At 39.2% G+C, this 26,778-nt stretch carries 17 protein-coding genes and 3 pseudogenes; 14 read left to right on the top strand and 6 right to left on the bottom strand.

Annotation, left to right across the window (positions count from 1 at the left end):
• Positions 1 to 213: 213 nt before the first annotated feature.
• Positions 214 to 1,509 carry an AIPR family protein gene (locus DXB58_RS06275; protein ID WP_117936698.1) on the bottom strand — a complete coding sequence of 432 codons (1,296 nt, stop codon included), beginning with the start codon at positions 1,507 to 1,509 and terminating at the stop codon, positions 214 to 216.
• A 315-nt stretch (positions 1,510 to 1,824) separates the two neighbouring features.
• On the opposite strand from DXB58_RS06275, the gene DXB58_RS06280 reads away from it, so the two are divergent.
• Positions 1,825 to 2,592: a LuxR C-terminal-related transcriptional regulator gene (locus DXB58_RS06280; protein ID WP_122136254.1), complete on the top strand. Its 768-nt coding sequence runs from the start codon at positions 1,825 to 1,827 to the stop codon at positions 2,590 to 2,592.
• A 36-nt stretch (positions 2,593 to 2,628) separates the two neighbouring features.
• Here the strand turns inward: DXB58_RS06280 and DXB58_RS06285 are convergent, their stop codons facing one another.
• Positions 2,629 to 3,213: a phosphoglycerate mutase family protein gene (locus tag DXB58_RS06285; protein ID WP_117936702.1), complete on the bottom strand. Its 585-nt coding sequence runs from the start codon at positions 3,211 to 3,213 to the stop codon at positions 2,629 to 2,631.
• A 139-nt stretch (positions 3,214 to 3,352) separates the two neighbouring features.
• Here DXB58_RS06285 and DXB58_RS06290 point away from each other — a divergent pair, with 139 nt between their 5' ends.
• From DXB58_RS06290 to DXB58_RS06315, 6 genes are all read left to right on the top strand, one after another.
• Positions 3,353 to 5,416, top strand: coding sequence for a UvrD-helicase domain-containing protein (locus DXB58_RS06290; RefSeq protein WP_122136255.1), 2,064 nt, complete (start codon positions 3,353 to 3,355; stop codon positions 5,414 to 5,416).
• Positions 5,417 to 5,514: 98 nt separating this feature from the next.
• Positions 5,515 to 5,811, top strand: coding sequence for a DUF1905 domain-containing protein (locus DXB58_RS06295; protein WP_117936773.1), 297 nt, complete (start codon positions 5,515 to 5,517; stop codon positions 5,809 to 5,811).
• 1,107 nt (positions 5,812 to 6,918) lie between these two features.
• Entirely contained in the window at positions 6,919 to 8,184 is a 1,266-nt protein-coding gene (locus DXB58_RS06300) for a DUF3575 domain-containing protein (RefSeq protein WP_158570814.1), read from the top strand.
• Positions 8,181 to 9,245, top strand: coding sequence for a DUF5119 domain-containing protein (locus DXB58_RS06305; RefSeq protein WP_117936708.1), 1,065 nt, complete (start codon positions 8,181 to 8,183; stop codon positions 9,243 to 9,245). Before DXB58_RS06300 ends, DXB58_RS06305 begins: the two co-directional genes overlap by 4 nt.
• Before the next feature lie 149 nt (positions 9,246 to 9,394).
• Positions 9,395 to 10,342: a fimbrillin family protein gene (locus tag DXB58_RS06310; RefSeq protein ID WP_117936710.1), complete on the top strand. Its 948-nt coding sequence runs from the start codon at positions 9,395 to 9,397 to the stop codon at positions 10,340 to 10,342.
• 71 nt (positions 10,343 to 10,413) lie between these two features.
• Positions 10,414 to 12,987 carry a fimbrillin family protein gene (locus DXB58_RS06315; RefSeq protein WP_158571551.1) on the top strand — a complete coding sequence of 858 codons (2,574 nt, stop codon included), beginning with the start codon at positions 10,414 to 10,416 and terminating at the stop codon, positions 12,985 to 12,987.
• 92 nt (positions 12,988 to 13,079) lie between these two features.
• Here the strand turns inward: DXB58_RS06315 and DXB58_RS06320 are convergent, their stop codons facing one another.
• Positions 13,080 to 13,943, bottom strand: a complete 864-nt coding sequence (locus DXB58_RS06320; RefSeq protein WP_117936714.1) for an AraC family transcriptional regulator — start codon at positions 13,941 to 13,943, stop codon at positions 13,080 to 13,082.
• A gap of 467 nt (positions 13,944 to 14,410) precedes the next feature.
• Between DXB58_RS06320 and DXB58_RS06325 the strand changes: the two genes are divergently transcribed.
• The 3 genes from DXB58_RS06325 (at position 14,411) to DXB58_RS06335 (ending at position 17,931) form a co-directional block, all read left to right on the top strand.
• Positions 14,411 to 16,066 (top strand): hypothetical protein, encoded by a 1,656-nt coding sequence (locus DXB58_RS06325; RefSeq protein WP_122136257.1) that lies wholly within the window; start codon positions 14,411 to 14,413, stop codon positions 16,064 to 16,066.
• 162 nt (positions 16,067 to 16,228) lie between these two features.
• Positions 16,229 to 16,633 carry a hypothetical protein gene (locus DXB58_RS06330; RefSeq protein WP_004307015.1) on the top strand — a complete coding sequence of 135 codons (405 nt, stop codon included), beginning with the start codon at positions 16,229 to 16,231 and terminating at the stop codon, positions 16,631 to 16,633.
• 11 nt (positions 16,634 to 16,644) lie between these two features.
• Complete coding sequence (locus tag DXB58_RS06335) at positions 16,645 to 17,931, top strand: leucine-rich repeat protein (protein ID WP_199487928.1); 1,287 nt, start codon at positions 16,645 to 16,647, stop codon at positions 17,929 to 17,931.
• 86 nt (positions 17,932 to 18,017) lie between these two features.
• Here the strand turns inward: DXB58_RS06335 and DXB58_RS06340 are convergent, their stop codons facing one another.
• Positions 18,018 to 18,725, bottom strand: coding sequence for a TIGR02757 family protein (locus DXB58_RS06340; RefSeq protein WP_122136258.1), 708 nt, complete (start codon positions 18,723 to 18,725; stop codon positions 18,018 to 18,020).
• Positions 18,726 to 18,767: 42 nt separating this feature from the next.
• Complete coding sequence (locus DXB58_RS06345) at positions 18,768 to 20,060, bottom strand: MATE family efflux transporter (protein WP_122136259.1); 1,293 nt, start codon at positions 20,058 to 20,060, stop codon at positions 18,768 to 18,770.
• A gap of 438 nt (positions 20,061 to 20,498) precedes the next feature.
• Here DXB58_RS06345 and DXB58_RS06355 point away from each other — a divergent pair, with 438 nt between their 5' ends.
• The gene (locus tag DXB58_RS06355; protein WP_122136260.1) at positions 20,499 to 21,812 is read left to right on the top strand and encodes an aspartokinase; all 1,314 of its coding nucleotides are present in this window, start codon (positions 20,499 to 20,501) and stop codon (positions 21,810 to 21,812) included.
• Between the two features lie 54 nt (positions 21,813 to 21,866).
• A pseudogene (gene proC / locus DXB58_RS06360) lies at positions 21,867 to 22,682 on the top strand (pyrroline-5-carboxylate reductase).
• Between the two features lie 92 nt (positions 22,683 to 22,774).
• Here the strand turns inward: proC and DXB58_RS06365 are convergent.
• On the bottom strand, positions 22,775 to 24,115 hold the full coding sequence (locus DXB58_RS06365) for a sigma-54 dependent transcriptional regulator (protein ID WP_122136261.1): 1,341 nt from the start codon (positions 24,113 to 24,115) through the stop codon (positions 22,775 to 22,777).
• A 129-nt stretch (positions 24,116 to 24,244) separates the two neighbouring features.
• On the opposite strand from DXB58_RS06365, the pseudogene DXB58_RS06370 reads away from it, so the two are divergent.
• Positions 24,245 to 25,903: pseudogene (locus DXB58_RS06370) on the top strand (FAD-dependent oxidoreductase); the annotation flags it as partial.
• A gap of 117 nt (positions 25,904 to 26,020) precedes the next feature.
• Positions 26,021 to 26,752: pseudogene (locus tag DXB58_RS28410) on the top strand (DsrE/DsrF/DrsH-like family protein); the annotation flags it as partial.
• Between the last annotated feature and the right edge of the window lie 26 nt (positions 26,753 to 26,778).

Here is a 26,778-nt window from a genome sequence, read left to right on the forward strand (position 1 = left end):
TAATGATTCGTAACTCAAACTCTTGGTACAAAGGTAACACAATAAATCAGATAACAGTTGTTTTAATCATCATTTTTCGGAAGAAAGACGATTATTATCATTTGTTAGCATACTAGACATTCTCTTAATCCACCGAAGGCCAAATATTCAAACAATAAGTCTAAAAAAATAATGGGATGGTTAACATTCCGCTATCCATCCCATTTCTTATCATTACATTACTTTATCAAAAATATTTTCGGCTTCCCGATACATAGGTTGAGTTTTACCTACTTTCTGTGGATCATAGTTCAACATCTTTATTAATGCTATATACTGTGAGAAATCAAGTTGTTCGAAATTAAGCATCATGGGATTTATCTTCCACACGACTTTCTGTTCGTGTTCATCATATTTCATCAAATTAGTAAGCCCACACAAAAGTGGATAAAAATAACCATGAGGATACTGATATTTAGCTTTTTCTTCAATTGTACCAAATGGAACATCATTTTCTTTAATTTTCACTTCACCAATACGACCAAATTTTCCATGACTAGTACCATATAAATCTGGAAACTCAAAATAAAGCTTATCATAGAATTTAATAATGTCTTCTACCAGATCTAAAGCCGATTTAACAATTTCATTCTTTAAAATATACTTGCCTTTTTCTCCTTCTGAAACAGCAGAATGTGCCAAGACCTCATTAAAATAATCAACACATTTACTTTTCTGCGAATAAATACTAATCTTATTAAGCGTCTTTATATCTTGAGGTAATAATCCTTTATCTTGCAAAAACAATAATGGTAAAGTAGCCAGACTGATGACATCTTCTGCTTTTATCTTACCGATACTGCCAGTCTTCCATATTATCTTATAATCATACAATTTATCTTTCAAATATTCATAATAACCAACCTGATTACCTTTTGCGGTTTCTCTTAGCTGTACGTTATTATTACGGGCAGAACATATTTCTGATATATAATCATAAAACTCGTCCAAAGCTCCGGTTTCATCAGAAGGAGATAATATTTCAATAGGAATCGAAAATTTGAATTGCTCTTTCACCTGTTCAAATCGTTCCAAAACATTATCATAATTTTCATCCCAGAACTTCTTGCATTCATCCCATGTTTTGAATGAAATACCATACAATTTATCTATAATAAATCTCGCAATAGCAAATGTATTGTGCCCACCATCCATAATGCCTTCATAATCGGCATTATCTAAAGATATCCTCACTCTACCTCTATCCAAGATCTCACACTCTTCCGTAGATAAAAGAATGCCTTTGGTTTTATACCAAAACAACTCTGGTGATTTATCCAAAGTCTCATAAATACTTTTTGTAATAGGATTTACTGTTGCAGTTCGAGGATTAACTTTAGTATCTGCTTTAAAAAGCAATTTAATAAAAGTCAAAGGTGAAATACTAGAAACAATCTTTTGAATTTTAACACCTTCTCTTGAATGTTGAAGCAAATTAGAATGTTCTAATTTAATAATTATTGTCGCCATCTTATATTATTGCAGGGATGCTTAATAAATAATATAATATTATGGAGGAAGAGTAACTAAGTACATCCCTATTAACCCTTAATGACTATCCAATCATAATACCTTGTATCTATCCAGACACGAAAACACCTATCCAGGTGTACTACTTCCAGTAGTGTTGCAAATATACACATTTTTTATTATTTACAAAACAGATACCCCAAAAATATTAATCTATTTTGAAACAAACTCCTATATTCCTTGATAGTCTCTTACAATATATCTATTTTTGCTAACTATTAATCAGCAATATATCTCCCAGTTAAGTCATTCTGTATGAAACCAATTAATACCACCCGAGAAGAAATGTGGGCAAAGCAACATCTGTCTGCCACCGACATTAATTATTCCGTATGGGAACAGGATAAATCCATACTTCATCAACTCTCGAAAATTAGTCGTAACTGTACATTTGTTGTCGATGTGTATAAATGCAAATATATTTACGCCTCTCCGAATTTTGTTGATTTATTGGGATACGACAGCCACAAGATAGAAACACTAGAAAGGCAAGGTGATTATTTGGAATCGCGCATTCATCCGAATGATCGTGCACAACTAGCAGCATTGCAGGTCACTCTAGGGCAATTTATCTATAGCCTGCCCTTTGAACAGCGGAACAACTACTCTAATATTTACAGTTTCCGCATACTTAATGCTAAACAACAGTACATACGTGTCACAAGTAGACATCAGGTATTGGAACAAGATCGTAATGGTAAAGCCTGGCTTATAATAGGAAACATGGACATATCGCCCGACCAGAAAAAATCAGAAATGGTAGATTGCACCGTTCTGAATCTAAAAAATGGAGAGCTATTCTCTCCTTCTCTCTCATTTCAACCTTCTACTAATCTTACTAACCGGGAAATAGAGGTATTATATCTTATTCAAAAAGGTCTGTTAAGTAAAGAAATTGCAGACAAACTATGTATCAGTATTCATACCGTTAATATTCATCGGCAAAACCTGTTACGAAAACTAGGCGTACAAAATTCTATTGAAGCCATTCGTTTAGGACAGGAAATTGGATTGCTAGGTTAATTCACACCTTCTTTCTTTCCATACTTTTCAATCCGGTTAAGGTATCCATTCCACCACACCCGTAACCGGATGAAATCTCCTCCACTCTTCAAATTCCGGATAACTACGTACTCCATCCCGAATTACAGCTTGATAATATTCCACTCCCATAATCTTCTCCATATCAGGCGTTTCATTCTTTAAAGTCAAGATAGCCAGTTTCATTTCATCTGTCATCACCGCAGAAATACGTTCGGCTACTCTCTCAAAGTAACCGTCGTAACGAGAACCCTCCCGGATATGAATCATATCAATTTGCCAAAGTTCACCTACCATATCCTGATACCATGCATGCCACTCTACACACGCTTCCACTGTATGCAACAAATTAACACACTCAATCTTCTTGACAGACGTATTTTTCGCCAATTCAGCCATCGCCCGAAAGCTATCATGCAAGTTCAAAAAAGAAGTATAAATATGGAAGTCAATATCCCGGTGCTTCATCAGTAATCCAGTACGCAATGAGCCCACCAGATTCACTTTGGCACCAATCCCTTCCCATATCTGAATGATATGAGTATCCTCTATGATCTCCCAGGCTTTCTGTTGGTTACGTTCAGCTAATTCAAGAACATTCATCTTTCTCCTTTTTAAGTAAGTATGCAAAAATAGGAAAAAGGACAAATATATAGCTATAAATAACTATTTAATCCCTCAATGAGCAGAGCTAACTTTGCCTGCAATTTCAATTCTTCACCATACCATTAACAAAAAGATTATGATATTCAATCAAACAGAAAAACAGGAAAAAGAGTACTTGCAGCAAGTCATAACCACCATCAATGATACGATCAACACCACCAGTACTTCTGTCAAAGAACATATAGACACCCTACAGGAGTACAAAGATTACCTATGGTCGAATAAGGATATCGATCCGCACGAAATCCGTTCTATGCGCGAAAGCATATTAAATCATTTTGCAATAGGCGAAAACGTAATTGACAAACGCAGACGGCTAAGCAAAATACTGGATATCCCCTATTTCGGACGAATCGACTTTCAGGAAAAGAAAGACAAAAGCCTGATAAATCCAATCTATATAGGAATACACACTTTCTATGATTTCAAGCAAAAACGAAATCTTATTTATGATTGGCGAGCTCCTATTTCAAGCATGTTCTACGATCATGAATTAGGCGAAGCGACCTATTCTTCTCCGGCAGGTGAAATTAATGGAACAATCTTGCTCAAACGCCAGTACCGTATTCGTAAAGGAAATATGGAGTACATGATTGAAAGTTCTGTAACTGTTCATGACGATATTCTGCAAAAAGAACTATGCTCCAATGCCGACAACAAAATGAGGAATATCGTTACGACCATTCAAAGGGAGCAAAACCGAATTATCCGTAATGAGAATGCCGCCGTACTTATCATACAAGGTGTTGCCGGTTCAGGGAAAACTTCTATTGCCCTCCATCGTATCGCCTACCTGCTTTATGCGCAGAAAGGACAGATTTCTTCCAAAGACATATTAATTATCTCACCCAATAAAGTATTTGCCAATTATATATCGAATGTACTTCCGGAACTTGGCGAAGAGACCGTTCCCGAAACCAGTATGGAACAAATTCTTTCAGAGGTACTTGATAACAAATATAAATACCAGACTTTCTTTGAACAAGTAACAGAATTATTGGAAAAGCCGACACAAGACTTTATCAAACGGATACAATACAAAGCCACCTTCGAGTTTATATCACAACTTGACAAGTTCATTCTTTATATAGAAAACAACTATTTCAAAGCCATAGATGTAAAACTCACAAAATACATCACCATTCCTGCTGAATTTATTAACGAGCAGTTCAAACGATTCCATCGCTATCCCATACGTCAACGATTTGAGACTATGACAGATTATATCCTGGAAATGATGAAACTTCAATATAATCAAACGGTCAGTACTCCGGAGAAAAACCAACTAAAGAAAGAGATAAAAAATATGTTTGCAGGAAATAATGATCTTCAAACCTATAAGGACTTTTTTGAGTGGATCGGAAAACCGGACTTGTTCAAGATGCGTAAAAACCGCCTACTGGAATATGCAGATTTAGCACCTTTAGCCTACCTGCATATCGCATTAAATGGAAACAACACCCAATTTTATGTCAAACATCTTCTAATAGACGAAATGCAAGATTATTCTCCCATACAATACAAAGTGATTCAAAAACTTTATCCCTGTCGAAAAACAATTCTTGGAGACGCTTCCCAATCCGTCAATCCTTATGGCTCTTCCACGGCCGATATGATCCAAAAAGCATTTACAACAGGAGAAATAATGAAACTTTGCAAAAGCTATCGTTCAACTTTTGAGATAACCAGCTTTGCACAGAAAATTCAATCGAACAATGAGTTAGAACCGATTATGCGACATGGAGAACACCCAAGAATTCTTCAATTCAGAAATACAGAAGAAGAAATACAAAGTCTTTCTGATCTGGTAAGTTCCTTCAAAAGCTCCCATTATACATCATTGGGAATCATCTGCAAAACAGAATCCCAAGCGAAAGAACTTGCTCAAAAGTTCCAGCCATATACAGATTGTATTTCACTTTTATCCAACCAAAGTTCAACCTATATAAAAGGTATCATCATCACTTCTGCCCACATGGCAAAAGGACTGGAATTTGATGAAGTCATCATTCCGCAAGCAGATGATAAAAACTATCATTCCAGTACTGACAAAAGTATGCTTTATGTAGCAGTAACAAGAGCAATGCACAAACTTACCTTAACCTATTCTGGTCCTTTGCGCATTTGTCGATTCCTATGAACATGTGTTTAAACAACTATTAAAAATGAATTGAGAGAGAATATAATAGCCAATCTCCTATTATTTCCTATTTTTGCAACTATATGGAAAATAAGGGAATAAAATACGAGTTTACCGCAAAAGTATGGAATTACTCATCGACAGCCGGAACAGGTGGTTGGTACATCGCCTGCCTGCCGAAAGAAATGTCCAAAGAAATAAGAGAGAATCTTAAATTCTTAGAAGAAGGCTGGGGGCGATTGAAGATGACAGCCAAAATCGGCAACACACAGTGGGAAACCGCAATCTGGTTTGACACAAAACTCGATACTTATTTGCTTCCTCTCAAAGCAGAAATCAGAAAAAAGGAAAAAATCGGAACTGAAAAAGAGGTAGAAATTATGATTTGGATTTAAAGGGGTAAGTAAGAAGTGCAACTTCCCTCCCTCCTTCACACAATATAACAGTATACAAAAACTAAGGTTCTGGTTATAGTATGCAAGTCTAAAAACTCATTCCTAGAATGTTAAATACTATTCGTTAGAAAAATCTTAATATATAACATTTACATATTTATTTACACGAATAACATTCAGACTATTTCTTTACATAAATAAGATTAATAAGTTTCTCAATTTCGAAAATTTGCGCAATTTACCATAACTCTATTTTTTGATTCTAGGAAGCATTCCGTTCCTTTTAAACCAACGAAGTGTTTCTCGGTGTGGAACAGGTTGTTCCTTTTAAAGGAACAACCTGTTGGTTTTAAAGAAAAAAAAGAAAGCGTAACAAGCTATAAAGCAACGCTTTACATAAATTCCATCTAAACTACCCTTTCATAAGAAATATTTCAACACAAGAAAACTAATATTCATATTAAGCATGGCGATATATTAACAAAGACTTTACAAGTCAAACACAAATTGCATTAAGAAATTTATAATATATAATCAGTCATTTATCTTTTCCATAAGAATATATCAAGATATAATATTAAACACAGCAATTAAAATACCATCTTCATGTTGGTAAGAGACCAATCAAGTCAACGAACAATTTATATCCATCTACGTTTTATTGCAAATTTCCATATTACTAAAAAGCTTAATATGAGATAATTATAAATATTTTCAAATAATAACCTTAATTAAAAACAAATGCCATGCCAACCAAAACTAAAATTTATTATCGGAAGGCCGATAGCGCAGATAGAATAATTACTAAAGGTCGATTTATCAGTGGATCAATTAATCTTTCACGAGAAGTATCTTCTCTCCTTTCAGACAGCACCTTTGTTTCCGAACCATTATATATGGTACGTACGATTGCATTAAACTGCAACAATGAAAATATCTTTTTATGCAATAGAAATGTCTTTTTATGCAATATTCAGCATATTGGGACTACATGTGCGCATAAAAAAACCATTTAAATTTGCATTCTGTTTTCAGGTATTTGAAATTCATAGATAGGTATTAGGTATTATGTATATATTAGGAATAGATAAAAAACGATCAACCGCAATGGCATTTATAATAACGTTGCTTTTCGGTTTTTCAAATTTAAGTCGTGCTTCAGCTCCTCCGTCCAGTAGTGAATTGCCGGCACGTTTGATATTTTACTTTGCAAATAATAGCTCATTGCTCATGCGTGACTATTATACCAATCAGAGTGCCCTTGAAAAACTTGACGAAATGTTGAAGAATCCAGATTTCATTTCCGGAGTGGATTCTATAACAATCTTCGGAAGCGCTTCTCTTATAGGAGATTTTCAGGTCAACTCACGTCTCTCATATGAACGCGCTATGGCATTAAGAACTTATATCAGATGGAAACATCCGGGAGTTTACAACGATAGGATAAGTGTTTTGCCATCAGTATTCAATTGGGATGTTTTGATTGACCTAATTCAAAATGATCCGCTTGTCCCTAATAGAGAAGAGGCTTTGAGAATATTACACTCTTCCGTTAGCAATCGACTGAAAGTGATTCAAATTAAACAACTAAGTGGAGGCAGTACAGATTTCTATATAACTAAGAATTTTGCGAAATATATGCGTACAGCTACAAGTGTATTTTTTCGCATAAAAGAAAAGCATGAAAAGATAAAGGAACCGGAAACCATTGCAGTACAGGATGATTCGATACCGATAGTGGTTGAAGAAGCAATTATCGAACCAGAAGAACTGCCAGAAATAGTTTCTCCAATAATACCACCACTGCAAAAAACATACAGACCACTTTTTGCTGTGAAAACCAATCTTTTGTACGATCTATTGTCTGGCCTTAATGTAGAAGTTGAAGTTCCTATTGGTAAACACCTTTCCTTGGCTGGTGAATGGATATTTCCCTGGTGGCTTTGGGAGAAAAAACAATATGCACTCGAAATTTTGAATGGAAATTTGGAATTGCGTTATTGGTGGGGAAACCATACGAAAGACAATTTACTAACCGGGTGGTACATGGGTATTTATGGTGGAGCCGGATCATATGATGTCGAATGGAAAACCAAAGGCTACCAAGGAGAATTTATTATACCGTTTGGATTGACCGGTGGTTTTGCTCATAAAATCTCCAAAAACTGGCGACTGGAGTATTCACTTGGAATAGGATATATGACCAACAAATACAGAGAATATATTCCTCAAAAGTGTGAATATGATGACGAATGGCACTTGATAAGACAAAAGAGTGGAAAGTCCACTTGGATAGGTCCTACACGTGTCAAGGTATCCTTGGTGTGGATGATCAATCAAAAATATAAAAAACAGCTAGAATTCGGACAATGAGACTTATATATTTAAAATACAATATTTTGGTTTGGAGTACATTGTTACTCCTCCTCTCCTGTCACCGCCGCCCATTAGAGGAGACATGTGAGAATAATGCTCTCATTCCGATAGGAACGGTGTGGTCTCAAGCTAACATCAATCCACAGAATGTTACCGCTTTGTTTTATAATCAGGATGATGGCAAACTGATTCTGGAACATAGATTTGAAAATAATACGAATCGTATTCAAACATACGCCAATGTACCGGCAGGCAAATATACCGTTGTCATCTTCAATGAGCTTCGGGGACAGATTAAAGGAGTTGGCATTCGGGGATATGATAATTTCTCCACTCTTCAGGCGTATGCCACTCCTGATCCTACTGCTAAAAGCCGAAGTAATGACAATTCATATGCATACGAACCGGATATTTTAGCTTCGGTGACAGTTTCCGATTTTAACGTGACTAATGAGATGATCAATTATTCCCGTTATTATTCAAATGGAGAAGTCGTAGATCAAGCTATACAGGAGTCTATAGAAGCACTTGTCGGATTAATACCCTTACGCAAAGTGCATAAGTTCAATATTGTTGCTCACGTGAAAGGACTGAACAACGCGCGTATGCCGGCATTAGTTGATTTGCTCGGAATAGCAGAATCTTTCAATATCAAAGAAGATAAAAGTTCTCGGATTGCATCTACACAGCAATTTACCATGAACAATAGAACGTATGATAGTGATTCAAAGAAGAATGGAACCATTTCGAAGACTATTTATACTTGGGGATTTTTGGGTGAAAAGCCCAATGAAACCAATGTACAACGTGATTCACCAGTACAAATAGACTTCTTATTTATGTTGGTTGATGCAGAAAAAACTCTTATCCGTCAACAGGTAAACGTGACTTCCTTGGTTACCTTCCAGCCCGAAACTAATGGAGCAACCACTTTGAATCTGTATGTAGAACTACCTGATCCTTTACCTGATGTTGTTCCGGAAGGAAGCGGAAACTCGGGTTTTGAAACGGAAGTAATTGACTGGGACATTATAGAAGTCCCTCTGAATATAAAATAATTGTAATGTCTAAAATGAATTGGAGTATGTAAATAGGGAATAAAAGAAACAAGATAGCTTACCTTGAAGTAACTATCTGGAGATTCAGTTATTTGCTAAGCAAAAACTGATGTAAACAATTAGATTAATACTAAATTAAAAAAAGGGAAATGAAAAAGATTTTTACAATGGTAGCAACAGCCATAATTCTGGCCAGTTGCTCACAAGCTGAACTAGAAGAAACTTCTGTTGGACAAAAAGAAATTAAATTTTCGAATTTGAACGATAAGGTGACTCGTGCTGCAAATGATAATAATTCCAATTACAAAGTTTATGCAGTCTGGAGTGGTGCAACTAACAATAACTGGTTTATCAACGATGTGGCTAATGGCACAACTAATTTACCTCAAAGTGGTCCTTATTACTGGCCAACTACCGGGGGTACAGTAGACTTTTACTCATGGGCTCCGGCAACTGTTACAGCAACAGGTACTTACCCGGCTCTTTCAATAGCGTATGCTGTCCCCAGTGATGCAGCTGAAGATTTTACTATTGCCAATCCTAAAACGGGTTTGAGTGCCGGTACCGTTGCTTTTGAATTTGCTCATAAACTGGCTAAAATCAGTGTAACAGCTTCATTGAGCCAAGATCTGTTAGATGCAGGTTATACTCTTAGTACAACTGGGCTTACTGCCAATCTGGGAGTCAAATCAACAGGAGGAACCATCGATCCTAAAACGGCCGACGCTGCGTGGACTGCCCCTAATGCAACTGCTACCTCATATACAGGAGCTGCCTCATATATGATTATGCCACAAAGTTCAATCGGTTGCACGATACAGGTAACTGGTGGAATCGAGGTCAAAGATGCTAATGACCATACAATTTATAGCGGTGATTTGTCACAATATACAATCGTGGCAGGTAATGTGCCCGCAGTAGGTACGGTGCCTGCTGACATGTTCGGCATGGGTAAACACTATATGTTGAATTTAACTATTGCCGATGACTCAACAGGCGGTGGTGGAGAAGACATCTTCAACATAATCACATTCTCTGCTAATGTTGCTGACTGGGATACAGTGGGAGGTACAGACACTCCATTGCCTCAACCTTAATTTGGGGAATGCATTTACAGGCTGGAAAATAGAATTTTCCAGCCCTTTATTAGATTTAAACAATGAAATTTATGGAGACTTTCAAATTGACATTAATGTGTCTGGCGGCTTCTTTCTTGACAGTCTCCTGCACAGAAACAACAAACTTAAACCATTACGATTACGAAGCCAATGGGATTCAGTTTGCAACTATATCTGATATTCCACAGTCACGCGGTTTACCTATTTCTTCTGCCAATACTATCCCGAATATGGGTGTATTTGCTTATTATACCGGTAATGGGACCGCCAATAATTGGGGTGCTAAAGGGACGACTGCTACTCCCAATTTTATGGATAATATTGAAATAACTAACACTGGAGGTGTCTGGAGTTATGACAACCCTGTATATTGGCCCCAAGCTGTCGATGCCAATGTTAGTTTCTTCGCTTATTCGCCATACGCCACTGCCGCAAATGGTATCACAATGAACGTGACTTCAGGCATCCCTTCCATTGATTATACTGTCCCTACAAATTGTTCCGATCAGCCAGACCTGATGGTTTCCGCCCTCCTGCAAGATCGGAATAAAACTAACAACGGCTCATCATCAGTCAATTTTCAGATGAGACATGCTCTCACTTGTATTGGATTTAAAGCTTCAGGCAATGGAGAGAAAATAGAAAAAATAGCAGTCAAAGGTGTTAAGAAGTCCGGTAAACTTAGCATAGCTACCGACGGAACCCCATCTTGGGATCTTTCCGGAGCTACGAACGAAAATTTTGAGGCCATAGTTGATGATGGCGTATATCTGGAATCTACAGCAGAACTTATCAATACAGGTGGAGGATATCTGATGATGGTTCCACAAACCCTGACTTCCGGAGCCACGTTAACTGTAGAACTCAATACAGGGAGAACCTTCGATTTCGATCTTGAGGGACTCACATGGGGAACCGGACAGTTTATTAATTACACTTTGTCAATCACTCCGGAAGCAGCATTGCTACTTACTCCGGAAAAAATAGTCTTACCTCCAACGGGAGGGTTTTCAGAATTCAACGTAATAGTTGCCAACGGTTCTTCTTTAGATTGGACTATCGCTATTGATAACTCTAACTTCCTTATATGTGATAATCTGACAGATATCCTTAATTGGGCCAATGGTTCATTACCTGCAGCTAATGTTCGTAATCAGGATGGCACTACCCCAGGCACCACCAATCAATTTACCGGAACAGGTACAAAAACATTATATGTATGGAAATATACGGAGAACTCCAGCACAAGTACTGAAATGGCAGGAACTATTTATAATGTTATTGACGTGAGCGGCGCCTCTATAAAGGTTATCCAGTTGCCGAATTATCCGATGGCAACAGTGCGTGATAATTATATGTCAGGCGAGTATGTAGGTGCTTTTTGGAAAGCGAACCAAAAGGGAGAACGCATTATACGCATTCCGGTCGGTAATGGAATGACACGTTCGGGAAATTGGGATGCTTCAGTTTACTGGCTTGGCTCCGGATGGAAACCCGGAGATATTGTATTCAGCAACGACGCATCCGATGACACAGGAATCACCTATAATTCCACTACTGAAAATCCGGGCAGCATGCTTACCAATGATGCTATATATACAGTACCAGGCTATGTATCATCAGCATCAGGTACTGCTGTCAGCGGAGCAGGAAATTATATTTATTTTCGTATAGGGCTGACTTCCACTTATACGCCGACAGGGAGCAATTCGGCACGTTATGCCTTGGTACTCCTTCGTTATGGAACTCCACAAAAATATCACATAATCTATATACGCCAGGGCAACGAGCCTGACTATCTGATGGATCCCACTGACAATGCACGTGGTTCTGCCGCAGTACGTGTTTGTGCGTATAATGCTACAGCCTCCGACTTGACGAATATGGACGAACTTGTAGAAATTTTAGCCGATAGATCAAACGCAGTGTTTACGGATTATCCCACTCAAGCCGGAGCCTTGTTTCAATGGTCAAAAATCCCCCCTTATGGAGCATTAGCATATAATCCGGTTACCCCCGTAACATCTACTATATGGAATAATGTACCAACTGGCGATTTTTGGAATACACTTCAAGCAACTTCCGAAGGCTGCCCTCCAGGATATCGTCGTCCCAATGATGGCTCTATCACTACTTCGACTTCGAACAGTACCTCCGCTGCCATAAAAAACTCCGAGCTTCGACAGTCTTTATATGCCACCCCTATGATAAATGATTTGGGTAATAACATAAATTTCAGATGGGGATTTTATGCAGATGGGTATTTTGACCGAAGAGACCACAACAATCCTTTTATATCAAGCACTGGATTTGGAGGTAGTGCTATAGCAAGCAATACTGCAGTTTCTTGGAACACTAAGGATGTAGCATATATTGGAAGCCTTCTTTTTAATCCTGTTGCCGGTAGTTTGCATGAAAATGCCTCTCTTTTTATTCCGGCTGCGGGAGATAGGCATTCTGAATCCGGAGCACTTATAGAAGGAGGAGAAGCTTCTCTTATTTTATCATCTTCTGCTCCGAATGGAACTGACATGTGGTATTTCGTTGGAACTCCTGCATTAGGTGCTCAGCAATTGTCTTCTACCAGAACACATGCTTTAAGCCTACGGTGTGTCCCCAATTAAGAATTGAAAAATAAAATATCCCCTTTATTCTAGCTATTTCATTAACGACATAGACTAAAATAAGGGGGAGCCTTTCTAAATTAGAATCCACCTCAATCCTTCGATGGGTTTTGAACTTCCGAACTATTTCTTATTTGTAAGGGAGTCGCATTTAAATACTTCTTGCAAAATGTATTCAGATGAGATTGATCGACAAATCCAAATTCATAAGCAATAGATTTTATAGGAACTGTTTTATCTAATAAACTGGCTTTTATTTTTGATATTTTTTGTTGCTGTATCCATTGATAAGGTGAAATACCAAAATGCCTGACAAATATCTTTTTGAATCTGGAAAGACTATAGCCACACAAGTCAGCTAATTCCTGAACAGTTTTTACTTTTTCATAATTGGTTCTCACCAAAGTATCAAAAGACAGGTCCTTATATAAAACCGGATAAAAGAAATGAGCTAACTCTTCAGAGGTATAAAAGAATCTATATACAATAAAAATCTCCACCGCTTTAGATTCTTGCAAATAATCACAGTATATTTTGTGATCCAGATAGAACATGACTGATTTGGCAAAATCTAACATAGGAGGAACCATTTCCAGAGTATTGAATCTGTACGTCACCGTCTTCATAGTACGCCAAACTCTTTCAGCATTTATATTAACACATACATGATAGTGGGTAGTGAAAGAGAGAACAAGCATTATTCCCTTTGTCAATGCCTTAATACGATATTCATGATTATATCCTAGTAATATCATTTGATTAATCCCCCGTACATAGGTATCTTTTGCATCCTCTATTTTGATTTCTCCTTCCAGAATAAATAATATATGCCCGGCTTCAGGAGAAAATGAGATCCTTTCCCATTGTCCAAATTCACGTTTTACAAATCGACGATGTGTATCCGACCCATTTGAACTACAACACGCACAATCATCAAGACCATTTTTTATTTGCATAACCCTATTTTATTTACTAAAAATAATTAACACACATATTTGTAAGCCATCCCTATCGGGGAGAAATACTCGCTTTATCACGGCCCCTTCATCCGTTCAAAGAAAATAGTTATCATCTAATTCCAAGTATCTATTTTTAACTATTTAGAAAAAGGAAGTTATCTTTCTAAACTGAAGACAATATGGTATAACAATCTGTAAGATAAAAAACAAAACTTGTAGATATTTTGTTTAATAAAATACCCCAATATATGGTAGTAATACCAAAAATAAGCTAACCTTTCGAAAAAACAAGAATTTATGTATCGTATAAATATCTTTGTTCTTAATATCTCACTTTCACTATCTCCTATCCAAGTATCGAATGTCAGCATAAATGTAGGTATTTGAATAGATTACACTCATAAGAAAAATAAAGATGTGATAATTCCCAATTTAAATCGAAATATTTTTATTACATTCACAGCATGAAATGCAGAATTATACTCGAACTATTAGCAATTCTCTTTTTTACAGGATGTTACAATAGAGAACAGATTTCCCGGCTCGACGAGGCGGAAGCGCTGTTACAAAATAAGCCGGACAGCGCCTTTACAATATTACAACAGCTCAAGCCGGAAGGAAGACAGGCAGAACAGGCCAGATATGCACTACTTTATTCTGAAGCCTTAGATAAAAACCATATTAAGGTAACCAATGATTCGCTGATTCGCCAGGCCTGGAATCATTATAAACATCATCCTCAAGATCTACGTCGCCAATGTAAAACTCTCTATTATTGGGGACGAATCAAACTACGGACAGGAGACAAACCGGGAGCATTACGGCTTTTCCTGGAAATTGAAGAGAAACTAAAAGATACCAATGAGCCTTATTATACAGGGCTTTTATACAGCCAAATCGGTGAAGTATATTATGAACAAATGAATTATAACCGGGCTTATCATTATTTTCGGGAAGCTCGCAACAACTTCCGGCAATCAAATAATGTCCGGGAAGAAACAGAGGCTACTCTCGATATGGCAGCCGCTACCTTTCATTCGAAAGACATAGAAAAAGCGATGCGCCTCTATTCCGCCGCACTTGATTTAGCCGATGAATTAAAGAACGATCACTTAGCCCAAACAAGTCTCACCAATCTCGCCTCTCTCTATGTAGTGTCAGGCAAGAAACAGATTCCCCATGATCTACTGCAACGTATCGAATTTTCAGCCCGGCGAGATACACTGTACGGATATCATACACTAGTAGACGTGAATCTCATAAAAAACCGTCTAGACAGTGCACGCCACTATCTGACACTTGCAGAAGCAAATACCACCGATATTCGTGATATGGCAGAACTGCAATACACCGCATATCGGATTGAAGCACAAGCCAAGAATTTTAAGCAAGCAACCGATAATATACACCGTTACATCTACCTCACAGATTCTTTGACACGCTCAAACATGCAATTTTCCGCCGGCATGGTTGAACGTGAGTATTTCAAAGAGCAATCGGACTTTACTGAATACCGGATGAAAAACCGCATAATTTGGGAGATTGCCACAGCAGCCATCGTTTTCCTGATAATAGGAGTGGCCTACTATATCATTCGTCAACGTCTGCGCCTGCAACGTGAGCGTACCGATCACTATCTGTTACTTGCGGAAGAAGCCAACTCCGAATACAAGACCCTGATAGAACATCTGGAAGGCCAACGCAATGCAGAAAGCCATTTAAAAGGTTTAATAGCTTCACGTTTCGATATTATAGATAAACTGGGAAAAACTTACTACGAACGTGAAAATACCGCATCCCAACAGGCTGCCATGTTCCACGAAGTAAAGCAGATAATCACCAATTTTGCAGAGAATAATGAAATGCTGCAAGAACTGGAACTAATCGTGAATACCTGTCATGATAATGCTATGGAGAAACTTCGGAATGATTTTCCGACAATGAAAGAAGCTGACATCCGGTTACTTTGCTATATTTTCGTAGGTTTTTCTCCACAAGTAATCAGCCTGTTTATGAAAGACACGGTTGCTAATGTATATGCCCGTAAATCACGACTTAAATCGCGTATCAAATCGGCAGAAACGATCAATAAAGACCTGTTTTTGGCTCTTTTCGGATAGGTGTTAGACCAGTGTTAGAAATCTTAGAATACAATCCAAATAATCTACTGAATATCAACACATTTAAAAACAAAGTGTTAGATTTACAAAATCGCATCATAACTCAAAACCGATGTAATCTTAGTACTTTTGCATTCGTAAAAATTGAAAAAGGAAAAGATTATGAGAAAGATTGTTATTCTACTAAGCGCCATGCTTTTCATGGTAGCATGCGAAAAAGGAAACGAAGAAGTAAAAGAAGCTAAGGTAGTAGTATCCGTTTATGATGAGAATGGAAAAATGATAACGGGAGTTCCCGTAAAAATGTATAATGAAAAAGATTATAAGATTTTTGAAAAAGATAATTTAACCTCGCCTACCGCAATTATTCAGACAAATAAGAGTGGCATAGCAACCTTTACCCTGCCACAAGAAGAATGGTTTGCAGCGCAATCGCAACGATTTCTGACCTTCGTGGTGCAAGAGGGAGGCGGCCCCGATAACTACCAGATATGGTCTGCCGGCAAGACTGTAGAAGCCGGAAAAGTTGTCAAAATAGAAATACGTTTAACCCAATTTCCCAACTAAACTTTTATCACATGAAACAAACCAAACTTCATAGAATGACAGCACTTTGCCTGCAAATAGTTATAGCAGTTACATTACTAAGTTGCAGCACTGAAAATGACGAATACAAGAAAGATTCACCTTTGGAGGAAAAGCCGTCTGCTCCCGCAGGAGCTTTACTTGAAAATTTCTCCATAGAACAATTACCCTCAAAGACGATTTATGCATTAGGAGAAAATATAGACTTAACCGGCCTTAACGTGACAGGTGAATACGATGACGGGAAAAAACGCCCTGTGAATGTAACTTTGGCACAGATCAGTGGTTTCTCTTCATCCACACCTGTCGACAAACAAGAAGTGACCATAACAATAGAAGGAAAGCAGAAGAGCTTCACCATTCAGGTTGCACCTGTCCGTGTAGAAAATGGAGTATTGACAGAAGTCCTGAAAGGATATAATGAAATCATACTCCCCAATAGTGTGAAATCAATTCCTAAAGACGCCTTTAGGAATAGCCAAATAAATAAGGTGGTACTCAATGAAGGACTAAAATCCATTGGAGATATGGCTTTCTTCAATTCAACCGTTCAGGAAATTGTGTTTCCATCAACCTTGGAGCAGCTTAAAGAAGACATATTCTATTATTGCTACAACCTGAAAAAAGCAGATCTAAGCAAGACTAAAATCACTAAACTTCCTGCCAGCACATTTGTATATGCAGGTATTGAAGAAGTGTTATTACCCGTGACACTAAAAGAAATCGGATCGCAGGCATTCCTCAAAACCTCTCAATTGAAAACCATCGATATTCCGGAGAATGTAAGCACCATTGGTCAGGAAGCATTCCGGGAAAGTGGTATTACGACTGTGAAGTTACCCAACGGTGTTACAAACATAGCAAGCAGGGCTTTTTACTACTGTCCGGAATTGACGGAAGTAATCACCTACGGAACAATGTCCAACGATGATCCCAATGCTATGATCCACGCCTATTGCCTGGAGGGATGCCCCAAATTGACTCGCTTCGAGATTCCGCAAAGCATCCGGATATTGGGACAAGGGTTATTAGGGGGAAACCGAAAAGTCACCCAATTAACAATCCCGGCCAACGTCACACAGATTAATTTTTCAGCTTTCAATAATACAGGTATTAAGGAAGTAAAAGTAGAAGGAACAACACCTCCTCAAGTATTGGAAAGAGTATGGTACGGATTTCCGGATGACATTACCATTATTCGTGTTCCAGCCGAATCTGTAGATAAATACAAGAATGCAAACGGTTGGAAAGATTATACAAATAAAATAGCAACGTCTTAACAATTCATAGCCTTTCGGTTATAATCGAAGATTTCAATACAGATTGCACTTCTTCTGATTATAACCGATTTTTTATCAAGTTAGTATTAAATCTCTCCATTTACTCCTAATCCAAACAGGGCAAAATCGCCCAGACAAGGATCATCCGGAAATACTTTGGCCAATGCCACCGTTATCTGACGGGCATTTTTCAAAGAAAAAGTTTCCGTATCCGTCAACTTGAAATAATGTGCTACCCGGCATACATGTGTATCTAAAGGAACAATCAAATCTCTGCGATCAAAACTTTCCCAAATCCCCAAATCGACCTCCGAATCCCGACGAATCATCCAACGCAAAAACATATTCAGTTTCTTTTGAGGACTTTTGGCAGAGACTTCAAGAAATGCACATAACTTTTCCATCGGTATTCCGGGGTATGTCTTCAAGGCTTCTTCCAGACTTTCAAACTGTGTATAAGCGATGTATAATCGCTGGAAATATCCGTAGAAATCAGCATGTGATAGCATCCGATAAAAGCTATTGGTCGCTCCCGAAGGAAAATCCTTCTCCCACTGGCGGGACAATACATATTGATAAGGTGAATCTCCTATTAATCTATGCAGTTCGTCCGCCTTCTTCAATATCTGTTTGCGATTGCCAAAACTCATAATTGCCGTCAACAGACCACTGATTTCAATATCCTGTTTCAACGTATATCGATGAGGGAACTGCACCGGATCACTTATAATAAAGTCTGCACGATGATAAATCTCCGCACACATCAAAAGTTTATTCTTTATATCTTCAGTCATTTCGAGAAAGTATCAAGTATTGAGAGTACAAAAATACATATTCTAGTTGGATTTCCTCTTTAAGTAAATGACGGATTGTATCCCTAATAAAATAACAAACAGATATTCTGCCGTCATATACACAGTCAGAGAAGCATGAAAACATTCACTTAACAGATACAGATAAATCAAATATACCAGAATAGTGATTAACTGGAAGATAAAAGCGAGCTTCGTCCTTCCTGTACCAGTAACAGCATTAATATAAACATATCCGGGCAGTGCAAAAGCATAATTCAACAGCATAACTATAAAAGGATAGAAAGCTAATCTCACCAGATTATCGTTATTCGTATAAAATCCGACAATCCATTGATTGCTCCAAAGAGCTATCCCTATCAACGGAAGTCCCACCACATAGCCCAGCTTAAGAACTTTACGACAAACAGGAAAAAGTTCTTTCCCCGCTCCTGCTCCAATCAAATTACTGACTAACGCTCCCGTAGTGGATGCAAAAGAATTGACTATCACAAAAAAGACGGCAGAAACACTACGGGTAATATTGGAAATAGCAAGTTCTGTCTTTCCCAGATGCTCGATAGCAACGAAGAACAGAAACCAAGGAGCAACGCTGATAAAAGAGTGAAGCATACTCCATACAGATAGCCTCAACAACTTTATTAACAATTTCCCATCATAAACGACCTTCAGCCCATATTTCACTTTATCTACCCTCACCCACATATATAATAGGAGTACGACAAAAGCTCCGAACTCTGCCAAAGAAGAAGCCATCGCCGCCCCGGATATACCCAGATTCAGTTTGAATATCAGCAGATAGTTAAAAGGAATATTGATACAGATAGCCATGATAGCTGCTGCGGACAATGCTTTGGTCGTTGTTATCCCTACCAGAAAAGACCGGAAAGCTAAAAAAGGAAATGAGAACAACAAACCGAAGCTACGCCAATCCAGATAATGAATCACTGCCCGGTAAATTTCATCCGAAGTTATCAACCGGCGTAAGATAAATGGAGAAACAAACAAAATCAGCAAACAAAGAATGACTGCCATCCCCGACAGGAAATATAATCCCTGAAAAAATGTACGTCCCGTCTCTTTATAATGTTGTTCCCCATTTCTCCGGGCAATCATTACCTGCAGCCCGATGCTGAATCCGAAGCCCAGCATATAAACAGCCAAATAATAGATTCCGGCAAGCGCAGAAGCTCCCAGTTCGACTTCTCCCACATGCCCCAGGAAAATAGCGTCGGTAATATTGATTAATTGTTCCATCAGAATGCTCATCATCACAGGAAAGTTGATGAGCCATATTTGCTTATATGTATAATTCATTGCTCAACTTTAAAATAGCACGATACGGTATACCACATCATAGTAGCACACAGTTCCGTAAATTTATAAAAATGGATATAAAACTCTTTGGCAGGCGAGTAGTTGCCTGTCGGATAGCTGAATAGCCCTGTTAGAAATGATGCTATTCGTTGAGCGTAGCTATATGCAGAGTTTCATAAATAGATGAATACTGTTGGTTTATCAATCAATTACGCTACAAAGATAATAAATCTTACTCTATATCACAATATGGTACGGTATTAGCAGATTACTTATAGTAAAGAGATGTATTAAAAACATTGATTACGACATTAACAGATTGATTTATAAAGATATACCATATTCTAAAGCTAAAGAATGATTCTTAAATATCTTTCTCTTTTGAAAAAGGGCATATCATTTTGAAAAGAGTAGTAACCAATAAATAACCAGATAACAATGAAAGTTTGTAAATTCGAGAAAATTAAAGATGAGGATGAAATGAAGCAAGTAATCAATTGTATTCAGAAAGAACATCCTTATGTAGCTGTAGTCCCTATATTGGCACAATTACAGGAGTGGTTACAGGCTATTTCCATCAGTTGGTTTCACGAAGAAGATGAAGCTTCTCATGCCACAGTCAATGCCATCGAAGCATATTGCTGTACCCTTGCCAATCATCTCATTACAGATTCGCACTTAAATCAGGAAATTAAAAACCGGATTCTGGAGTGCATAAAGAAAATACATATACTTGTAGAAGACAAAGCAGATTTACTGATTGATAAAATGATAAAAGCGGAAGTATACGGATTATCCAGCGATTTATTCACTTATTGCTTACGTCAACAGGGTCTTCGTACCCAAACATTAGATACCGGCAAACTTATACAGATCAACCTGGAAAGAAAGCCGGATATCCCATATATTCAGGAATCTATCCAACAATACATTGACGAGAACCGGAATGTAGATATTTTTATCGCCCCACTTTCCATTTGCAGGAATGTGTATGATGAAATAGACTTCATGAGCGAACAACGCAATGATTACTATGCAACAGTGCTTGCCACCCTATTCAAAGCGGACGAAATACTGTTATCCACCCCTATCAATCATATCTACGCAAACCGGAATTGCCTGCGAGAACAACATTCACTAACCTACATAGAAGCCGAACAACTGATTAACAGCGGAGTACACCTGCTCTACGCAGATTGTATCACCCTTGCGGCACGCTCTAATATAGTTATCCGCCTAACCGATACACACGATCTGTCAACAGAACGCCTCTATATATCTTCCCATGACACAGGCAACAGTGTCAAGGCCATCCTCTCACAGGATTCGGCTACCTTTGTACGTTTTACCTCATTAAATGTATTGCCCGGATATTTGTTTATGGGTAAGATATTGGAAGTTATCAACAAATATCAAATCAATGTCATCTCAATGGCCTCATCCAATGTATCCATCTCGATGATGCTGACAGCCAGCCGGGACACCCTGCGAATCATTCAAAGGGAACTACATAAATATGCCGAAATGGTTATGGACGAAAATATGTCTGTAATACATATCATCGGCTCCCTTCATTGGGAACGCACACAAGTAGAAAGCCATATTATGGATACTATCAAAGATATCCCCGTATCTCTCATTTCTTATGGAGGAAGCGATCATTGTTTCACACTATCTGTACATACCACAGATAAAAACAGACTGATTAGTTCGCTATCCAGACAATTTTTCGAGAGTCAGTGCGCAGCCTGACTCAAAGCCGGATAAAAAAGAGACATCTGAAAGCCAAATAAAAAAAATAAAGAGATGAAAATAGCTATTATAGGAGCCGGACACATAGGGAGTGCAATTGTCACTTGTCTGGCGCAAGGACATCTTTACAATGAAAAAGACATTATTGTCTCCAATCCAAATATCGATAAACTGGAGAGACTGTAAGAACATTTCCCGGCAATACACATAACGACCGATAACCAACAAGCCATATCGGAAGCCGAAGTAATCGTCCTCGCCATCAATCCCTGGAAAGTAGATGAAGTATTGTCTCCTCTACGTTTCTTACGTACACAAATCCTCGTATCTCTCGTGTCCGGAGTATGTATCTCCCACCTGGCTCATTTGACAGAAGCCGAGATGCCTATCTTTCGGGCAGTTCCCAATATGGCCATTACAGAACGTTCCAGCCTCACTTTGATAGCTTCCCGCGGAACCGATAAAGAATATCAGCAATTAATAAAACAGATATTTGAAGAAGGAGGAAAATGCCTGTTCCTGCAAGAGAAGCAACTAGATACCACTTCCGCATTAACCTCCAGCGGAATAGCTTTCGCCTTAAAATATATGCAAGCGGTTATGCAGGCAGGGATTGAGCTAGGAATTCCCGGCAAGGATGCCATGCAAATGGCAGCGTATAGCATGGAAGGAGCGACAGAACTGATTCTGAATCATAACACTCATCCGTTGCTGGAAATAGAGAAAGTAACCACTCCGGGCGGAACCACTATAAAAGGATTGAACGAACTGGAGCACAAAGGCTTCACTTCTTCTATTATTCAAGCCATCAAAAGCAGTGCCACAACTTTGATTGATAAAGAGGAAGAAGATGCAAAAATCTTCCGATAGTCCTTATGGTATGGTTTCTCAAGTCCTTTTTGCCTATTTTGAAATGCTATATATCCCAAAGTCAGCATAAAAGGACTTAAGAAAATGTATACTTAGATTTTATATTCCTCTATCTTCCGATACAGGGTGGTAAGTCCGATTTTCAACAAACGGGCAGCTTCCGTTTTATTCCCTTTCGTATACTCCAACACACGTGCAATATGTCTGCGCTCCATTGCGGCCAACTCAAAACTGCCTACACTATCATCCGAACATTCATAATGAGTGTTTTGGATTTCCAAAGGAAGATCGCAAATATCCAGTCTCCCCCCTTCACACACAATCAGGCTACGCTCAATCACATTTCTCAACTCACGGATATTCCCTTTCCACGGCTGTTGTTCCAGAGCTTCCAGAAAAGCGGGAGTCATCTCATTGACAGCATACGAAAGTTTTTCGGAGAAACTCTTGGCGAAAGCAGTTGCAAGAATCTGGATATCACCGGTACGTTCACGGAGCGAAGGAAGATGCACCTGAAAAACCGAAAGACGATAAAACAAGTCTTCACGGAAATGTCCTGCTTTGATCTCCTCCTGCAGGTTGCGGTTGGTAGCAGCAATGATACGCACATTGACTCTTGTCGGCTTGGTATCACCGATCTTTATATATTCTCCCGTTTCAAGGATACGCAGTAACTTTGCCTGCAGTTCGAAAGCCATCTCTCCGATTTCATCCAGAAAGATCGTTCCGTTATTAGCTTCTTCAAAAAGTCCTTTCTTATCCTTCAGCGCACCGGTAAACGAGCCAGCCTTATGTCCGAACATCTCGCTTTCGAGCAGTTCTTTGCTGAAAGACGAACAGTTGACCGCCACAAAATTCTGTTTGCTCCGTTTACTACTATAATGTATAGCTTGCGCAAAAACTTCCTTTCCCGTTCCTGTTTCCCCCGTCAGTAATACGGGAACATCTGTCACAGACACTTTCTGCGCCAGAGATACAGCCTCTTTCAACACCTTTGACTCACCCAGAATAGAATCGAACGAGTACATCTGCCCGACTTTCTTTTCCAGTTTTTCCAAACGGACATTCATCTTTGCTTTCTCCACGGCACGGCTGATTAAAGGAATAATCTTGTTATTATCATCTCCTTTCGTTATATAATCAAATGCACCGTTTTTAATAGCCTGCACCCCGTCGGGAATATTGCCGTGAGCAGTAAGAAGAATCACCTCTACATTGGGAGCTATTTTCTTGATGTTCAACACCAGATCTACTCCGTTTCCATCAGGAAGAAAAACATCGCATAAAGCTACGTCGGGCGATTGAATTTCCAGTTGTTTGATGGCAGCTTTGCAATCACCTGCCTGACACACTTCATAGCCCTCAAGTTCCAGCATACGAGCTAAAAGGCTGCGAATCTGGACTTCATCGTCAATAATAAGAATTTTATTCATACAATTTATCTACATTAAATAGAAGAATGAAAAACAGGGTGCGCAAATATAGTTTTTTTATCTGAATCCATGAACATTTCTTCGATACAGTTTGTTATTTCCACAGGAAACTATTTACGCTATAAACAGATGAAAATAATTATTATTGGGGGAGTTGCAGGAGGAGCCACCACTGCTGCCCGAATCAGACGAGTAGATGAAACAGCTGAAATTGTCCTTTTAGAAAAAGGAAAGTACATATCATACGCCAATTGTGGCCTACCCTATTATATAGGGGGAGTGATAGAGGAACGGGATAAATTGTTCGTGCAAACGCCCGAAGCCTTTTCTACACGCTTTCGCGTAGATGTACGCACAGAAAATGAAGTGATTTTCATTGACCGGAAAAGAAAGACAGTGACTGTCCGCCAAAGCAGTGAAGATACTTATGAAGAGAGCTATGATAAGTTAGTCATATCTACCGGAGCCTCTCCGGTACGCCCCCCTCTTCCCGGAATCGACCTAAGTGGAATCTTCACACTAAGGAATGTCACCGACACAGATCGGATCAAAGAATATATCAAGAGCCACGCCCCACGAAAAGCCGTTGTCGTAGGAGCCGGATTTATCGGCCTTGAAATGGCGGAAAACTTACACGCACAGGGAGCGAAAGTATCGATTGTAGAAATGGGCAATCAAGTGATGGCCCCTATTGATTTTTCGATGGCATCACTTGTTCATCAACATCTGATGGATAAAGGAGTAAACCTCTACTTGGAACAAGCTGTCGCCTCTTTTAGCCGGGATGGAAAAGGATTGAAAGTAACTTTCAAGAATGGCCAGTCAATCTCCGCCGACATCGTTATTCTATCTATCGGCGTACGCCCGGAAACTAATCTGGCACGGGCTGCCGAACTGACTATCGGTCCTGCAGGAGGTATCGCCGTAAACGATTACCTGCAAACCTCTGACGAGTCTATTTATGCCATCGGTGACGCGATCGAGTTCCGCCACCCGATCACCGGCAAACCCTGGCTCAACTATCTCGCCGGACCTGCCAATCGTCAGGGACGTATCGTCGCGGACAATGTCCTCGGAGCAAAGATTCCTTACGAAGGCTCTATTGGTACTTCCATCGCAAAGGTTTTCGACATGACCGTTGCTTCAACCGGCTTACCTGGCAAGCGTCTGCGTCAGGAAGAGATAGACTATATGTCGTCTACCATTCATCCCGCTTCCCATGCCGGTTACTATCCGGATGCCATGCCGATGAGCATTAAAATCACTTTCGATAAAAAGACAGGAAGATTGTATGGCGGACAAATCGTTGGTTACGATGGAGTGGACAAACGGATTGACGAACTCGCACTTGTCATCAAGCACGAGGGAACAATCTACGATCTAATGAAAGTTGAACAAGCGTATGCTCCTCCGTTCTCTTCGGCCAAAGATCCGGTAGCACTGGCAGGATATGTAGCTGAAAATATCATCACAGGTAGAACCAATCCTGTGTATTGGAGAGAATTGCGGGAAATTGAAATGGAAAATAAATTCCTGTTGGATGTCCGCACCCCGGATGAATTTTCATTGGGCAGCTTACCGGGTGCTGTGAATATTCCGTTGGATGAACTTCGCGACCGGTTGGCAGAATTGCCGAAAGATAAAATGATTTATACATTCTGTGCAGTCGGGCTACGGGGCTATCTTGCTTACCGTATACTGACACAACACGGATTTGACAAGGTACGTAATCTCTCCGGAGGGTTAAAGACTTATCGGGCTGCCACTGCTCCCATCATCATACGGGAAGAAAATGGAAACGAAATAGACCAATCACCCATACAACAGGAAACGGCTTCCCAAGCCAGTCAGCCCAACGTTTCTACGGCTCCCGTCACTGCTGCGGCAGCTGATGCTTCTGCCCCCCCTGCCAAAACAGTCCGGGTGGATGCCTGCGGGTTACAATGTCCCGGCCCGATTCTGAAAATGAAGAAAACAATGGATACACTGGTTTCAGGCGAACGGGTGGAAATCACCTCAACCGATCCGGGTTTTCCGCGCGACGCCGCCGCATGGTGCAGTTCGACGGGTAATCAATTGATTTCGAAAGATACCTCCGGAGGAAAATCTATCGTTGTAATAGAAAAAGGAGAACCAAAATCGTGCAATATTGTTACTTCATGTGAGGGCAAAGGAAAAACCTTCATCATGTTTAGTGATGATTTGGATAAAGCCTTGGCTACTTTTGTACTGGCAAACGGCGCAGCAGCTACGGGACAAAAAGTCACCATCTTCTTTACTTTCTGGGGACTGAACGTTATCAAGAAGTTGCACAAACCGGAAACCGAAAAGGATATTTTCGGAAAAATGTTTGGTATGATGCTGCCTTCCAGCTCCAAGAAACTGAAACTTTCTAAGATGAGCATGGGTGGAATGGGCGGAAAAATGATGCGGTATATCATGAACAAGAAAGGGATTGATTCACTGGAATCTTTGCGCCAGCAAGCTCTGGAAAACGGTGTGGAATTTATCGCTTGCCAGATGTCAATGGATGTGATGGGAGTAAAACAAGAAGAACTCCTGGACGAGGTAACTATTGGCGGTGTAGCAACGTATATGGAACGGGCGGATAACGCAAACGTTAATCTATTTATTTAAAAAATGAACAAATGAAATATTTAAAT

This window comes from Bacteroides sp. OM05-10AA, assembly GCF_003439055.1.
GTDB lineage: Bacteria > Bacteroidota > Bacteroidia > Bacteroidales > Bacteroidaceae > Bacteroides > Bacteroides intestinigallinarum.

Excerpts from the sequence above, each read along its gene's own strand:
- DXB58_RS06275 (WP_117936698.1), bottom strand. The coding sequence starts at position 1,509 with ATGGCGACAATAATTATTAAATTAGAACATTCTAATTTGCTTCAACAT.
- DXB58_RS06280 (WP_122136254.1), top strand. The coding sequence starts at position 1,825 with ATGAAACCAATTAATACCACCCGAGAAGAAATGTGGGCAAAGCAACAT.
- DXB58_RS06285 (WP_117936702.1), bottom strand. The coding sequence starts at position 3,213 with ATGAATGTTCTTGAATTAGCTGAACGTAACCAACAGAAAGCCTGGGAG.
- DXB58_RS06290 (WP_122136255.1), top strand. The coding sequence starts at position 3,353 with ATGATATTCAATCAAACAGAAAAACAGGAAAAAGAGTACTTGCAGCAA.
- DXB58_RS06300 (WP_158570814.1), top strand. The coding sequence starts at position 6,919 with ATGGCATTTATAATAACGTTGCTTTTCGGTTTTTCAAATTTAAGTCGT.
- DXB58_RS06305 (WP_117936708.1), top strand. The coding sequence starts at position 8,181 with ATGAGACTTATATATTTAAAATACAATATTTTGGTTTGGAGTACATTG.
- DXB58_RS06310 (WP_117936710.1), top strand. The coding sequence starts at position 9,395 with ATGAAAAAGATTTTTACAATGGTAGCAACAGCCATAATTCTGGCCAGT.
- DXB58_RS06315 (WP_158571551.1), top strand. The coding sequence starts at position 10,414 with ATGGAGACTTTCAAATTGACATTAATGTGTCTGGCGGCTTCTTTCTTG.
- DXB58_RS06320 (WP_117936714.1), bottom strand. The coding sequence starts at position 13,943 with ATGCAAATAAAAAATGGTCTTGATGATTGTGCGTGTTGTAGTTCAAAT.
- DXB58_RS06325 (WP_122136257.1), top strand. The coding sequence starts at position 14,411 with ATGAAATGCAGAATTATACTCGAACTATTAGCAATTCTCTTTTTTACA.
- DXB58_RS06330 (WP_004307015.1), top strand. The coding sequence starts at position 16,229 with ATGAGAAAGATTGTTATTCTACTAAGCGCCATGCTTTTCATGGTAGCA.
- DXB58_RS06335 (WP_199487928.1), top strand. The coding sequence starts at position 16,645 with ATGAAACAAACCAAACTTCATAGAATGACAGCACTTTGCCTGCAAATA.
- DXB58_RS06340 (WP_122136258.1), bottom strand. The coding sequence starts at position 18,725 with ATGACTGAAGATATAAAGAATAAACTTTTGATGTGTGCGGAGATTTAT.
- DXB58_RS06345 (WP_122136259.1), bottom strand. The coding sequence starts at position 20,060 with ATGAATTATACATATAAGCAAATATGGCTCATCAACTTTCCTGTGATG.
- DXB58_RS06355 (WP_122136260.1), top strand. The coding sequence starts at position 20,499 with ATGAAAGTTTGTAAATTCGAGAAAATTAAAGATGAGGATGAAATGAAG.
- DXB58_RS06365 (WP_122136261.1), bottom strand. The coding sequence starts at position 24,115 with ATGAATAAAATTCTTATTATTGACGATGAAGTCCAGATTCGCAGCCTT.